Origin of the sequence: Stenotrophomonas sp. PD6, assembly GCF_049199305.1 — a bacterium.
Lineage (GTDB): Bacteria > Pseudomonadota > Gammaproteobacteria > Xanthomonadales > Xanthomonadaceae > Stenotrophomonas.
The window spans coordinates 1-12,623 of record NZ_JBLZQD010000017.1 but is presented as its reverse complement, the minus strand read 5'-3'; the positions used below and the strand labels follow the sequence as shown (position 1 = coordinate 12,623).

24 protein-coding genes and 1 pseudogene are annotated in these 12,623 nt (G+C 61.9%); all 25 read right to left on the bottom strand.

The features are described 5' to 3' along the window. Window positions 1–10 precede the first annotated feature (10 nt). Window positions 11–400 carry a 30S ribosomal protein S11 gene (rpsK, locus tag ACOZHM_RS17940; RefSeq protein WP_017355427.1) on the bottom strand — a complete coding sequence of 130 codons (390 nt, stop codon included), beginning with the start codon at window positions 398–400 and terminating at the stop codon, window positions 11–13. 12 nt (window positions 401–412) lie between these two features. Then, window positions 413–769 (bottom strand): 30S ribosomal protein S13, encoded by a 357-nt coding sequence (gene rpsM / locus ACOZHM_RS17935; protein ID WP_017355426.1) that lies wholly within the window; start codon window positions 767–769, stop codon window positions 413–415. Between the two features lie 362 nt (window positions 770–1,131). Next, window positions 1,132–2,487, bottom strand: coding sequence for a preprotein translocase subunit SecY (gene secY / locus ACOZHM_RS17930; protein WP_421570665.1), 1,356 nt, complete (start codon window positions 2,485–2,487; stop codon window positions 1,132–1,134). 3 nt (window positions 2,488–2,490) lie between these two features. Next, window positions 2,491–2,934: a 50S ribosomal protein L15 gene (gene rplO, locus ACOZHM_RS17925; RefSeq protein ID WP_313348113.1), complete on the bottom strand. Its 444-nt coding sequence runs from the start codon at window positions 2,932–2,934 to the stop codon at window positions 2,491–2,493. A 4-nt stretch (window positions 2,935–2,938) separates the two neighbouring features. Then, a complete protein-coding gene (rpmD, locus tag ACOZHM_RS17920; protein WP_421570664.1) occupies window positions 2,939–3,130 on the bottom strand; it encodes a 50S ribosomal protein L30 in 192 nt (63 codons plus the stop codon). Continuing rightward, window positions 3,123–3,665, bottom strand: coding sequence for a 30S ribosomal protein S5 (rpsE, locus tag ACOZHM_RS17915; RefSeq protein WP_038690276.1), 543 nt, complete (start codon window positions 3,663–3,665; stop codon window positions 3,123–3,125). The genes rpmD and rpsE overlap by 8 nt, the downstream gene beginning before the upstream one ends. Before the next feature lie 158 nt (window positions 3,666–3,823). Beyond that, window positions 3,824–4,177: a 50S ribosomal protein L18 gene (rplR, locus tag ACOZHM_RS17910; RefSeq protein WP_019186158.1), complete on the bottom strand. Its 354-nt coding sequence runs from the start codon at window positions 4,175–4,177 to the stop codon at window positions 3,824–3,826. Window positions 4,178–4,233: 56 nt separating this feature from the next. Next, on the bottom strand, window positions 4,234–4,761 hold the full coding sequence (gene rplF / locus ACOZHM_RS17905) for a 50S ribosomal protein L6 (RefSeq protein ID WP_421570663.1): 528 nt from the start codon (window positions 4,759–4,761) through the stop codon (window positions 4,234–4,236). Between the two features lie 18 nt (window positions 4,762–4,779). After that, window positions 4,780–5,178 (bottom strand): 30S ribosomal protein S8, encoded by a 399-nt coding sequence (rpsH, locus tag ACOZHM_RS17900; protein ID WP_019186156.1) that lies wholly within the window; start codon window positions 5,176–5,178, stop codon window positions 4,780–4,782. A 219-nt stretch (window positions 5,179–5,397) separates the two neighbouring features. Then, on the bottom strand, window positions 5,398–5,703 hold the full coding sequence (gene rpsN, locus ACOZHM_RS17895; RefSeq protein WP_421570662.1) for a 30S ribosomal protein S14: 306 nt from the start codon (window positions 5,701–5,703) through the stop codon (window positions 5,398–5,400). An 18-nt stretch (window positions 5,704–5,721) separates the two neighbouring features. After that, window positions 5,722–6,264 carry a 50S ribosomal protein L5 gene (gene rplE / locus ACOZHM_RS17890; protein ID WP_421570661.1) on the bottom strand — a complete coding sequence of 181 codons (543 nt, stop codon included), beginning with the start codon at window positions 6,262–6,264 and terminating at the stop codon, window positions 5,722–5,724. An 11-nt stretch (window positions 6,265–6,275) separates the two neighbouring features. Beyond that, a complete protein-coding gene (gene rplX / locus ACOZHM_RS17885; RefSeq protein ID WP_017355416.1) occupies window positions 6,276–6,593 on the bottom strand; it encodes a 50S ribosomal protein L24 in 318 nt (105 codons plus the stop codon). 16 nt (window positions 6,594–6,609) lie between these two features. Continuing rightward, on the bottom strand, window positions 6,610–6,978 hold the full coding sequence (gene rplN / locus ACOZHM_RS17880) for a 50S ribosomal protein L14 (protein ID WP_038690286.1): 369 nt from the start codon (window positions 6,976–6,978) through the stop codon (window positions 6,610–6,612). A 13-nt stretch (window positions 6,979–6,991) separates the two neighbouring features. Further along, window positions 6,992–7,261, bottom strand: a complete 270-nt coding sequence (rpsQ, locus tag ACOZHM_RS17875; RefSeq protein ID WP_421570660.1) for a 30S ribosomal protein S17 — start codon at window positions 7,259–7,261, stop codon at window positions 6,992–6,994. Between the two features lie 11 nt (window positions 7,262–7,272). Then, window positions 7,273–7,458 (bottom strand): 50S ribosomal protein L29, encoded by a 186-nt coding sequence (gene rpmC, locus ACOZHM_RS17870; RefSeq protein WP_214900310.1) that lies wholly within the window; start codon window positions 7,456–7,458, stop codon window positions 7,273–7,275. Next, window positions 7,458–7,871, bottom strand: a complete 414-nt coding sequence (gene rplP, locus ACOZHM_RS17865) for a 50S ribosomal protein L16 (RefSeq protein ID WP_017355412.1) — start codon at window positions 7,869–7,871, stop codon at window positions 7,458–7,460. Before rplP ends, rpmC begins: the two co-directional genes overlap by 1 nt. A 5-nt stretch (window positions 7,872–7,876) precedes the next feature. Continuing rightward, window positions 7,877–8,611 (bottom strand): 30S ribosomal protein S3, encoded by a 735-nt coding sequence (gene rpsC / locus ACOZHM_RS17860; RefSeq protein ID WP_339446096.1) that lies wholly within the window; start codon window positions 8,609–8,611, stop codon window positions 7,877–7,879. 17 nt (window positions 8,612–8,628) lie between these two features. After that, complete coding sequence (rplV, locus tag ACOZHM_RS17855; RefSeq protein ID WP_017355410.1) at window positions 8,629–8,964, bottom strand: 50S ribosomal protein L22; 336 nt, start codon at window positions 8,962–8,964, stop codon at window positions 8,629–8,631. A gap of 12 nt (window positions 8,965–8,976) precedes the next feature. After that, entirely contained in the window at window positions 8,977–9,246 is a 270-nt protein-coding gene (rpsS, locus tag ACOZHM_RS17850; RefSeq protein WP_017355409.1) for a 30S ribosomal protein S19, read from the bottom strand. 6 nt (window positions 9,247–9,252) lie between these two features. Further along, window positions 9,253–10,080: a 50S ribosomal protein L2 gene (gene rplB / locus ACOZHM_RS17845; protein ID WP_421570659.1), complete on the bottom strand. Its 828-nt coding sequence runs from the start codon at window positions 10,078–10,080 to the stop codon at window positions 9,253–9,255. Window positions 10,081–10,090: 10 nt separating this feature from the next. After that, window positions 10,091–10,390: a 50S ribosomal protein L23 gene (gene rplW / locus ACOZHM_RS17840; RefSeq protein WP_313348127.1), complete on the bottom strand. Its 300-nt coding sequence runs from the start codon at window positions 10,388–10,390 to the stop codon at window positions 10,091–10,093. Next, window positions 10,387–10,992, bottom strand: a complete 606-nt coding sequence (gene rplD / locus ACOZHM_RS17835; RefSeq protein ID WP_421570658.1) for a 50S ribosomal protein L4 — start codon at window positions 10,990–10,992, stop codon at window positions 10,387–10,389. Before rplD ends, rplW begins: the two co-directional genes overlap by 4 nt. A gap of 12 nt (window positions 10,993–11,004) precedes the next feature. Next, window positions 11,005–11,655: a 50S ribosomal protein L3 gene (gene rplC, locus ACOZHM_RS17830; RefSeq protein ID WP_332809131.1), complete on the bottom strand. Its 651-nt coding sequence runs from the start codon at window positions 11,653–11,655 to the stop codon at window positions 11,005–11,007. A gap of 11 nt (window positions 11,656–11,666) precedes the next feature. Continuing rightward, the gene (gene rpsJ / locus ACOZHM_RS17825) at window positions 11,667–11,978 is read right to left on the bottom strand and encodes a 30S ribosomal protein S10 (protein ID WP_010341589.1); all 312 of its coding nucleotides are present in this window, start codon (window positions 11,976–11,978) and stop codon (window positions 11,667–11,669) included. 334 nt (window positions 11,979–12,312) lie between these two features. Next, window positions 12,313–12,623, bottom strand: a pseudogene (gene tuf, locus ACOZHM_RS17820) (elongation factor Tu); the annotation flags it as partial.

Sequence of the window (12,623 nt, the reverse complement as noted above, 5' to 3'; positions counted from 1 at the left end):
TATCGCTCCTTTAGACGCGACGCTTCTTCGGCGGACGGCACCCGTTGTGCGGGATTGGCGTCACGTCGATGATGTTGGTGATCTTGTAGCCCACGTTGTTCAGCGAGCGCACGGCCGACTCACGACCCGGACCCGGGCCCTTGATGCGGACTTCCAGGGACTTGACGCCGTAATCCAGCGCGGCACGGCCGGCTTTCTCGGCAGCCACCTGGGCAGCGAACGGGGTGGACTTACGCGAACCGCGGAAGCCAGCGCCACCGGACGTCGCCCACGACAGAGCATTGCCCTGGCGGTCGGTGATGGTCACGATGGTGTTGTTGAAAGAAGCGTGGACGTGGGCGACGCCGTCAGTGACGACGCGCTTGATCTTCTTCTTGGTCTTAGCGACGGGCTTAGCCATTTCTTAGGTCCCTTACTTCCTGATCGCCTTGCGCGGGCCCTTGCGGGTGCGGGCGTTGGTACGGGTGCGCTGACCGCGCAGCGGGAGGCCGCGACGGTGACGCAGACCGCGATAGCAGCCCAGGTCCATCAGGCGCTTGATCGCGATACCGATTTCACGGCGCAGATCGCCTTCCACGATGTACTTGGCCACTTCCGAGCGAAGACGCTCGATTTCCGGCTCCGACAGATCGCGGATCTTGGTGGTCGAGGTCACGCCTGCAGCGTCGCAGACCTTCTTCGAACGGGTACGGCCGATGCCGTAAATGCTTTGCAACCCGACCCAGACGTGCTTCTGGGCTGGCAGGTTGACGCCTGCAATACGCGCCATGACGCGGTTCTCCAGCTGAGTGATGGCCGACAGCGCACCCAAGGCGCGCCGATCCGGCAGGATGGATCAAAAAAGTGAACTAGCGATACTAACAAGGTTCCGGTTTACATGGAAGCCCGTGAAACCTGAAAGGTTTCATGAACTCGGCCCAGGGAGTGTGCCCAGGCTCCGGCGCCGGATCAGGTTGACCCCGGAAGTGATCCTTTCGGACCCGCTTCCGGCGCCGCCCGCGCTACTCCCGCGCGGGACGACCCGATCTCACCCCCACCCGGAACCGCTGCGGGGGCCGCCCTTCGTTTGTGTGGCCAGGTCCGCGAAGCGGAGGACCATCACGTCAGGAAGACGATAGTGTAACAGGCCAATCAGCCGCGGGCAAAACCGCCGCGGTTGCCGCCCTTCAGGTTGGCCTTCTTCAACAGGCTCTCGTACTGGTGCGACATCAGGTGCGCCTGGATCTGCGCAATGAAGTCCATCACCACCACCACCACGATCAGCAGCGAGGTGCCGCCGAAGTAGAACGAGGCGTTCAGCTGCGTGCGCATGATTTCCGGCAGCAGGCAGACGATCACCAGGTAGGCCGAGCCGGCCGCGGTCAGGCGGGTCAGCACGCCGTCGATGTAGTCGGCGGTGGCCTTGCCCGGACGGATGCCCGGAATCAGCGCGCCCGACTTCTTCAGGTTGTCGGCGGTTTCCTGCGAATTGAACACCAGCGCGGTATAGAAGAACGCGAAACCGGTGATCAGCGCAGCGAACACGATCATGTGCAGCGGCTCGCCCGGACCCAGGGCGTTGGCCACCTTCTGCAGCCAGGTCGCCGAGCTGGCCTGGCCGGACCACATGGCCAGGGTGGTCGGGAATGCCAGGATGCTGGAGGCGAAGATGGCCGGGATCACACCCGCCATGTTCAGCTTCAGCGGCAGGAACGAGGTCTGGTTCATGTACGCGTTGCGGCCACCCTGGCGACGTGCGTAGTTCACCGTGATACGGCGCTGGCCGCGTTCGACGAACACCACGAAGAAGGTGAAGGCCAGCACCACCAGCACGATCAGCAGCAGCTGGATGAACTGCAGGTTGCCGTCCTGGTAAGCCTCGAAGGTGTGGATGACCGCACCCGGGAGACCGGCCACGATGCCGGCGAAGATGATCAGCGACACACCGTTGCCGATGCCACGCTCGGTGACCTGCTCGCCGACCCACATCAGGAAGATGGTGCCTGCGGTCAGCGCGACCACGGCGGTGAGCACGAAGCCCATGCCCGGCGCGTAGACGACCGGCGCGCCACTCGGCGACAGCTGGTTCTGCAGCGCCAGCGCGATGCTGCCGCCCTGCACCACCGCCAGCAACACGGCGCCGATGCGGGAATATTGGGTGATCTTGCGACGGCCGGATTCACCTTCCTTCTGCAGCGCCTTGAGCGCCGGGAAGATGTGGACCGCCAGCTGCATCACGATGGACGCCGAGATGTACGGCATCACGTTCAGCGCGAAAATGCTGAAACGGTGCAGGGCGCCGCCCGAGAACATGTTGAACATGTCCACGATACCGCCGCCCTGCGCCTGCATGAGCGCAAGCATGGCATCAGGATTGACGCCCGGCACCGGCACATAACAGCCAATGCGGTAGACGATCAAGGCCCCGACGACGAACAGCAGACGCTGGCGAAGTTCCGTGAACTTGCCGAGCCCGCCGCCCAGGTTACCAATGCCAGCTTGCGCCATGTCTTACTCCTGTACGCTGCCGCCGGCAGCTTCGATCGCGGCCTTGGCACCGGCCGTTGCTGCGACGCCCTTCAGGGTGAAGGCCTTGGTCAGGCCGCCCTTCATGACGATCTTGGCCTGCTTGGCCGAGGTCGGGACCAGGTTCGCAGCACGCAGCGCGGCGAAATCGATCTCACCAGCTTCCAGCTTGTCCAGCTGGTAGGACAGCACTTCGGCGGTGTCCTTGGCGATCTTGGAACGGAAACCGACCTTCGGCAGACGACGCTGCATGGGGGTCTGGCCGCCTTCGAAGCCTGCCTTGATCTTGCCGCCACCCTTACGGGCGAACGAACCCTTGTGGCCGCGGCCGCAGGTCTTGCCCAGGCCCGAGCCGATACCACGGCCCACGCGGGTGCGCTCTTTGCGCGCGCCCGGTGCCGGGCTCAGTTCATTGAGATGCATGGTCATTGGATTATTCCTCAACCTTGACGAGGTAGTGGACCTTGTTGATCAGACCGCGAACCTGCGGGCTGTCCTTCAGTTCACGAACGCTATTGAGCTTGCCGAGGCCAAGCGCCTTCACCGACAGGCGGTGACGCGACTGGGTGCCACGCAGGCCGCCAACCAGGGTGACCTTGATGGTCTTGGTGGTGTCATTAGCCATGGTTGAGATCCTCTACCTTCTTGCCGCGCTTGGCCGCGATGCGGGCCGGCGACTGCATTTCGGACAGACCCTTCAGCGTGGCGCGAACCAGGTTGATCGGGTTGCGCGAACCGACGGCCTTGGCCAGCACGTTCTTGACGCCAACGGCTTCCAGGACGGCGCGCATGGCACCGCCGGCGATCACGCCGGTACCTTCCGAGGCCGGCATCATGAACACGCGTGCAGCGCCGTGGCCCGACTTGACCGGGTGCCACAGGGTGCCGTTGTTCAGATCGACGTCGGCCAGGTTCTTGCGAGCCTGCTCCATCGACTTCTGGATGGCGACCGGCACTTCACGCGCCTTGCCATAGCCGAAACCGACCTTGCCTGCGCCGTCACCGACCACGGTCAGTGCGGTGAAGGTGAACTGGCGACCGCCCTTGACGGTCTTGCTGACGCGGTTGACCGCGACCAGCTTCTCGATCATGCCGTCGTCGACTTTCTCTTCGCGGTTACGGTCGCGATCGCGACCCCGCTGCTGACGTTCTTCTGCCATGTTGATTCCTTGATTGATTGAGTATGTACGGCTCAGGGCCGCTTATAGCTGTGAAGTGGTGCGGTGGATCGAGCGCCCCTGCAGAAGAAGGACGTCGCCCGGCACAGCCCGTGCCGGCAGGCAGGCGGAAGCGGGGACCAGCCCCGCTTCCTTATCCCTTAGAACTGCAGGCCGCCTTCGCGGGCTGCATCGGCCAGTGCCTTGATGCGGCCGTGGTAGCGGTAGCCCGAGCGGTCGAAAGCGACCTTCTCGATGCCCGCAGCCTTGGCGCGCTCGGCAACCAGCTTGCCGACCTTGGCGGCGGCGTCGCTGTTCTTGCCATTCTTCAGGCCTTCCTTGACGTCGGCCTGGGTGGTGTTGGCAGCAGCCAGCACCTTGGAGCCGTCGGCGGTGAAGACCTGGGCGTACAGGTGCTGACCGGTGCGCAGCACCGACAGGCGCGGCACGCCGAGGACACGGATGTGTGCGCGGGTGGACTTGGCGCGACGCAGGCGAGCAATGTTCTTGTTCATGATCTTTTTCCTTGAAAGCTGAAGACAGGATTTCTCCCCGAAAAGGGGACTCGCCCTTACGCCTTCTTGGCTTCCTTACGAATGATGACTTCGCCGGCGTACTTCACACCCTTGCCCTTGTAGGGCTCCGGCTTGCGGTAAGCGCGGATCTTGGCGGCAACTTCGCCCACCAGCTGCTTGTCGGTGCCCTGGACCAGAATTTCGGTCTGGGTCGGGGTCGACAGCGTGATGCCTTCCGGAGCGACGTACACCACCGGGTGCGAGAAACCGAGCGACAGGCTCAGGTCCTTGCCCTGCATGGCGGCACGGTAACCGACGCCGACCAGCTCAAGCTTGCGCTCGAAGCCATCGGTGACGCCCTTGACCATGTTGGCCAGGATCGCGCGGACGGTGCCGGTGAGGGCCAGCAGGTCGTCATTGCTGGCGGCCAGGGTGGCAACGCCGTCATTGACGGAGATTTCAACGCCAGCAACCTTCGGCAGGCTCAGGGTGCCCTTCGGGCCCTTCACGCTGACGGATTCCGGCTGGATGTTCAGTTCAACGCCCTTGGGCAGGTTGACCGGCTTCTTGGCTACGCGGGACATAGTAGTTTCCTTCTCGCCTTAGGCCACGAAGCACAGGACTTCGCCGCCGACGCCCAACTGGCGCGCCTGCGCATCAGTCATGATGCCCTTGGAGGTGGAGATGATGGAGATGCCCAGGCCGTTCAGGACCTTCGGCAGCTCAGACTTGCCACGGTACTGGCGCAGACCCGAACGCGAGAAGCGCTTCAGGGTCTCGATGACCGGCTTGCCTTCGAAATACTTCAGGACGATTTCAAGTTCGGCCTTGTTGTTTTCGATCTTGGTCACGCGCAGGTCGGTGATGTAGCCTTCGGCCTTCAACACTTCTGCGATTGCAACCTTGATCTTGGAGGACGGCGCCTTCACCGTCTGCTTGCCAACCGCGGCCGCATTCTTGATGCGTACCAGCAGGTCGGCGATGGGATCAGTCATGCTCATAGTCGATACCTTTGAGTGCACCGATATCCGCTTTCGCGAAAATCTTGCTTCGTTTTTAAAAGTGGGCCTGGGGCCCGTCGTTCGTTTACCGCCCTACCCCACCCCCTTGAGCGGGAGTGAGACGCGGGAGTATACGACAAAAAGAGCCCGACCAGGGTCGGACTCTTCAAGTCGGGGTGAACCTGAACAGGCTCACCCCATACAGCAGGGACGAATCCCTTACCAGCTGGCCTTGCGCAGGCCCGGCACGTCACCGCGCATGGTGGCTTCACGCAGCTTGTTGCGGCCGAGGCCGAACTTGCTGTAGACGCCACGCGGACGGCCCGACAGTTCGCAGCGGTTGCGGTGGCGGCTCGGCGACGAATCGCGCGGCAGCTTCTGCAACTTGACCACGGCGTCAGCCTTTTCGTCGTACGAAGCGGTCGTGCTGGAGATGATCTTCTTCAGCTCTTCGCGCTTGGTCGCGTACTTGACGGCCAGCTTGGCACGCTTCAGATCGCGGTTGACCATGGAGGTCTTTGCCATTTCGAATTCCTCGACGTATCAGTTACGGAACGGGAACTTGAACGCTGCAAGCAGCGCCTTCGCTTCCGCATCGGACTTGGCGGTGGTGGTGATGGCGATATCCATGCCGCGGATCGCGTCGACAGCGTCGAAGTCGATTTCCGGGAAGATGATCTGTTCCTTCACACCCATGTTGAAGTTGCCACGACCGTCGAAGGAACGACCCGAGACACCACGGAAGTCGCGCACGCGCGGCAGCGAGATGTTGATCAGGCGGTCCAGGAACTCATACATCTTGGCGCGACGCAGCGTGGTCTTGCAGCCGATCGGCCAGCCATCACGGATCTTGAACGAAGCCACCGACACGCGGGACTTGGTCACGATCGGCTTCTGGCCGGAGATCTTGGACATGTCGGCGACGGCATTTTCCAGGATCTTCTTGTTGGTCGCGGCTTCGCCGACACCCATGTTCAGGGTGACCTTGACGAGGCGCGGGACCTGCATCGGATTGGTGTAGCCGAACTGCTTCATCAGCGCCGGCACCACTTCTTCCTGGTAGAACTTTTCGAGACGGGAACTCATCTTCTCATTCCTCAGGCGTCAAGCGCCTCACCGCTGGAGCGGAACACACGCAGTTTGCGTCCATCCTCCAGCACCTTGAAGCCAACGCGCTCGCCCTTGCCCGAAGCCGGGTTGAGCACATTCACGTTGGAGATATGGATCGACGCTTCACGCTCGACCACGCCGCCGGCAACGCCTGCCTGCGGGTTCGGCTTGGTGTGGCGCTTGACGATGTTCACGTTGGCGACGATCACACGATCGCCGTCGACGCGGACGACTTCGCCCTGCTTGCCCTTGTCCTTGCCGGTGTTGACGACGACCTGGTCGCCCTTCTTGATACGGTTAGCCATGATTATCTCCTGTCGCTCACAGCACTTCGGGAGCGAGCGAGACGATCTTCATGAACTTCTCGGTACGAAGTTCACGCGTCACCGGTCCGAAGATGCGGGTGCCGATCGGCTCTTGCTTGTTGTTGAGCAGGACCGCAGCGTTGGCGTCGAAACGGATCAGCGAGCCGTCGGCGCGACGCACACCCTTGCGGGTACGCACCACGACGGCGTCGAACACTTCACCCTTCTTGACCTTGCCGCGCGGGATCGCATCCTTCACGGTGACCTTGATGATGTCACCGATGTGTGCGTAGCGACGCTTGGAGCCGCCCAGCACCTTGATGCACATCACTTCCTTGGCACCGGAATTGTCCGCGACCTCGAGGTAGCTCTGCATCTGGATCATGAGTCAGATCTCCTTATTGAGCTGCGCGCGTGATGATTTCCACCACACGCCAGTTCTTGGTCTTGGACATCGGAGCAATCTCGGTCACGCGCACGACATCACCTTCATTGCAGGTGTTGTCGGCGTCGTGAGCGTGCAGCTTGGTCGAACGCTTCAAGTACTTGCCATACAGCTTGTGCTTGACCAGGCGCTCCACCAGCACGGTGACCGTCTTGTCCATCTTGTTGCTGACGACACGGCCTTCGACCGTGCGCAGCGCGTTGTTTTCAGTAGTCTCGCTCATCGCGGCCATCCTTACTTATTGCTGCCGAGCAGGGTCTTGACGCGAGCAATCTCGCGGCGGACCCGGCGGGTTTCGTGAGTCTTCGGCAGCTGTCCGGTGACCTGCTGCATACGGAGCGAGAACTGCTCCTTACGCAGATCGGTCAGGTGGGACTTGAGATCGTCAGCCGACTTTTCGCGAAGTTGTTTGATATCCATCACATCACCGTCCGGGTAACGAAGGTGGTGGTCACGGAGAGCTTGGCAGCTGCCAGGCGGAACGCCTCGCGTGCAACGCTCTCATCAACACCTTCAATTTCATAGATCATGCGGCCGGGCTGGATCTGGGCGACCCAGTACTCCACGTTGCCCTTACCAGAACCCATTCGCACTTCGATGGGCTTCTTGGTGATCGGCTTGTCGGGGAACACTCGGATCCACATCTTGCCACCGCGCTTGACGTAGCGGCTGATCGAGCGGCGCGCCGCTTCGATCTGACGCGCGGTCAGCTGACCGTGGGCGGTTGCCTTCAGGCCGTACTCGCCGAAGCTGACAGCGTTGGCGCTCCAGCTCAGGCCATCGTTACGGCCCTTGTGTACCTTGCGGTACTTGGTTCGCTTGGGTTGCAACATTGTCGTTACCTCGCTTCACGGGCCGGGCGCTGACGGTCACCGCGGTCACCGCGATCGTTACGATCGTTGCGCGACGGGGTGTCGTCCTGCTTTTCCTGGCCAACCTGGGAGAAATCGAAAACCTCGCCCTTGTAGATCCAGACCTTGATGCCAATGATGCCGTAGGTCGTCTTGGCTTCAGCGAAGCCATAGTCGATGTCGGCACGCAGCGTGTGCAGCGGCACGCGGCCTTCGCGGTACCACTCCGAACGGGCAATTTCTGCACCATTCAAGCGGCCACCGACGTTGACCTTGATGCCCAGGGCACCGAGGCGCATCGCGTTGCCGACCGAGCGCTTCATTGCACGGCGGAACATGATGCGACGCTCCAGCTGCTGCGCGATCGACTCGGCAACCAGCTGTGCGTCCAGCTCGGGCTTGCGCACTTCGGTGACGTTGATGTGCGCCGGGACGCCCATCATTTCGCTCACTTCCTTACGCAGCTTTTCGATGTCCTCACCACGCTTGCCGATCACCACGCCCGGACGGGCGGTGTGGATCGTCACGCGCGCGGTCTTCGCCGGACGTTCGATGAGAATCTTGCTGATGCCGGCCTGCGCGAGCTTCTTGCGCAGCATTTCCCGCACCTTCAGGTCGGCCGCCAGGTAACCAGCGAACTCGCCCTTGTTGGCGTACCACTTGGAGTTCCAGTCCTTGGAGATGCCGAGGCGGATACCAATCGGATGAACTTTATGACCCATGGTGTTTTCCTTTCCGCTTACTTGCCGGCGCCCACAACCACAGTGATGTGGCTGGTGCGCTTGAGGATGCGGGTGCCGCGGCCTTTCGCCCGCGCCATGAAACGCTTCAGGGTCGGACCTTCATCTACCATGATGGTCTGAACCTTCAGCTCGTCGACGTCGGCGCCCTGGTTGTTTTCGGCATTTGCAATAGCCGACTCCACCACCTTCTTGATCAGGTGGGCAGCCTTCTTGTCCGAGAACTTCAGCAGGTTGACCGCACGCTCGGCCGGCAGGCCGCGCACCTGGTCAGCGACCAGGCGGGCTTTCTGCGCAGAGATGCGCGCGGAGCGCAGGATTGCTTTCGCTTCCATTGTCATCTCTCCTTACTTGCCCGACTTCTTGTCACCACCGTGACCCTTGAAGGTCCGGGTGATGGCAAATTCGCCGAGCTTGTGGCCGACCATGTTCTCGTTGACGAGCACCGGAACGTGGTTCTTACCGTTATGAACGGCGATGGTGATGCCTACCATTTCCGGCAGGATCATCGAACGGCGCGACCAGGTCTTGATCGGCTTCTTGCTACCCGCAGCGGCCTCCACCTTCTTGACGAGGTGGTGATCGACGAACGGGCCCTTCTTGAGTGAACGTGCCATGGTCGATTAGCCCCTACGATCGCGGACGATGAATTGCTGGGTGCGCTTGTTATGGCGCGTCTTGTAACCCTTGGTCGGGACACCCCACGGGGTGACCGGATGCGGATTACCCTGGCCGGCCTTCGCCTCACCACCACCGTGCGGATGGTCAACCGGGTTCATGGCAGCACCACGAACGGTCGGGCGGACACCGCGCCAGCGCTTGGCGCCAGCCTTGCCCAGCTTTTCCAGGTTGTGTTCGTCGTTGCCGACTTCACCGATGGTCGCGCGGCACTCGACCGGCACCTTGCGCATTTCACCCGAGCGCAGGCGCAGGGTGGCGAAGAGGCCTTCACGAGCGACGAGCTGCACGGCAGCGCCGGCGGCACGCGCGATCTGCGCACCCTTGCCCGGCTTCAGTTCGATGCCGTGGACAGTGGTACCGACCGGGATGTTGCGCAGCGGCAGGGTGTTACCGGTCTTGATCGGCGCATCCGAACCCGCGATCACCTGGTCACCGGCCTTCAGGCCCTTCGGTGCGATGATGTAGCGGCGCTCGCCGTCGACGTAGCACAGCAGGGCGATATGGGCGGTGCGGTTCGGATCGTATTCGATGCGTTCCACGCGCGCCGGAATGCCTTCCTTGTTGCGCTTGAAGTCGATGAGACGGTAGTGCTGCTTGTGGCCACCACCGATATGACGGGTGGTGATGCGGCCGTGGTGGTTACGACCACCGGAATTGCTCTTCGGCTCCAGCAACGCAGCGTGCGGTGCGCCCTTGTGCAGATCGGGCGTAACCACGCGCACGGCCGAACGGCGGCCGGGGGAAGTGGGCTTGAATTTCATCAATGGCATGGGATGTACCTCAGGCCTTGGCCGTTACATCGATGGACTGGCCATCGGCGAGACGCACGTATGCCTTGCGCCAATCGCCGCGGCGGCCGGTGCGGTTACGGAAGGACTTGTTCTTGCCCTTCACGTTCAGCACGTTGACCGCTTCGACCTTGACGTCGAACAGCTGCTCAACCGCGGCCTTTACATCGGCCTTGGTGGCTTCGTTCGAGACTTCGAAGACATACTGGTTGGAATGTTCCTGCAGGCGCGCGGTCTTTTCGGAGACTCGCGGAGCACGCAGCACGCTGAAGATTTTTTCGTTGCTGTTCATGCCAGCCACTCCTCGACCTTCTTGACCGCGTCAGCGGTGATGACGACCGTGTCGGCACCGACCAGCGACACCGGATCCAGACCCTGCACGTCACGCACTTCCACGTAGGGAATGTTGCGGGCCGACAGATACAGGTGCTCGGTGGCTTCCTCGGTGACGATCAGCGGGCGCTTGCCCACTTCCAGGCCGGCCAGCTTGGCGATCAGACCCTTCGTGCTGGTCGCTTCGACATCGAAGGACTCCACGATGGTCAGACGGCCCTGACGGTTCAGCTCGGACAGGATCGCGCACATGGCGGCACGGTACTGCTTACGATTGACCTTCTGCTCGAAGCTGCGCGGCTTGGCCGCGAAGGTGACACCGCCGCCGACGAAGATCGGAGCCGTCAGTGCGCCATGACGCGCGCCGCCGCCCTTCTGCTTCTTCGACTTCTTGGTGGTACCAGCCACTTCAGAGCGAGTCTTCTGTGCCTTGGTGCCGGCGCGACCGGCGTTGCGGTAAGCAACGACGACCTGGTGAACCAGATCTTCGCTGAAATCGCGACCGAACACGGCATCGGAGACCGAGACCTTGTTGTTGCTACCCGTGATAACGAGTTCCATCGTCATCTCTCCTTATGCCTTGCTAGCCGGACGAACGATCACGTCACCACCCGCTGCGCCAGGCACGGCACCACGGATCGCGATCAGACCACGTTCGACATCGACCTTCACCACTTCCAGGTTCTGCGTGCTCTGCTGCACCGAACCCATGTGGCCGGACATCTTCTTACCCGGGAAAACGCGACCCGGGGTCTGGCGCTGGCCCAAGGAACCCGGCGCGCGATGCGACAGCGAGTTACCGTGGGTTGCATCGCCCATACGGAAGTTGTAGCGCTTGATGGTGCCCTGGAAGCCCTTACCCTTGGTGACACCCTGGACGTCGACCTTCTGGCCAACTTCAAAGATGTCCGCCTTGACTTCGCCGCCAACGGCGAAATCGCCGAGCTGCGCGTCTTCAACGCGGAATTCCCACAGGCCACGACCGGCTTCGACCTTCGCCTTGGCGAAGTGACCGGCTTCCGGCTTGTTGACCAGGGCAGCGCGACGCGCGCCGACAGTCACCTGCACGGCGCTGTAGCCGTCAGCTTCGACGGTCTTGATCTGCGCGATGCGGTTCGGGGTAGCTTCAATCAGGGTCACCGGGATGGCCTGGCCATCTTCGGTGAACACGCGGCTCATGCCAGCCTTGCGGCCCACGAAGCCCAACGAATATTTCTTCGTCATGGTCGTAGTCCTCAGGTCAGCTTGATCTGAACGTCGACGCCGGCAGCCAGTTCGAGCTTCATCAGCGCGTCCACGGTCTTGTCGTTCGGATCGACGATATCGAGCACGCGCTTGTGCGTGCGGGTCTCGTACTGGTCACGCGCGTCCTTGTCGACGTGCGGCGAGACGAGAATGGTGTAACGCTCGATCTTGGTCGGCAGGGGGATCGGGCCACGCACTTGCGCGCCGGTCCGCTTTGCCGTTTCAACGATCTCGCTGGCCGAACGGTCGATCAAACGATGATCGAACGCCTTCAGCCGAATCCGGATCTTTTGGTCCGCCATGGCGGTGGGTTCCTTCGTTAAAAGAGCGACGGACAAGGCCTCTGGGTTGCCTTGTCCCATGAATATCCTGAATGCAGACGCCGCACATTCCTGCGCGGCGACAAGATCTTTCCATAGACCTCAAAAATCGAGGCAGACCGGTTTCCCGATCTGCCCAGACAAAAAGTATAGCGCGCATACAACGCGGCGGTCAACAGGGGACCTGTTGACACTGCCTGAATGGCGCGACCCTTCCTGGTCTGGGGAACACGAGGTGCGTCCTGCGCCTCTTTTCCCGTTTTTTCAACACCCCGATGCCCTACCCAGGCAACATCGGGGCGCAGAGTCTAACAGATTACTCGATGACCTTGGCAACCACGCCGGCGCCGACGGTACGGCCGCCTTCACGAATCGCGAAGCGCAGGCCGTCGTCCATGGCGACCGGGTTGATCAGCGTGACAACCATCTTCACGTTGTCGCCCGGCATGACCATTTCCACGCCTTCCGGCAGCTCGACCGCACCGGTGATGTCGGTGGTACGGAAGTAGAACTGCGGACGGTAGCCCTTGAAGAACGGGGTGTGGCGGCCGCCTTCGTCCTTGGACAGGACGTAGACTTCGGAGTCGAACTTGGTGTGCGGCTTGATCGAACCCGGCTTGGCCAGGA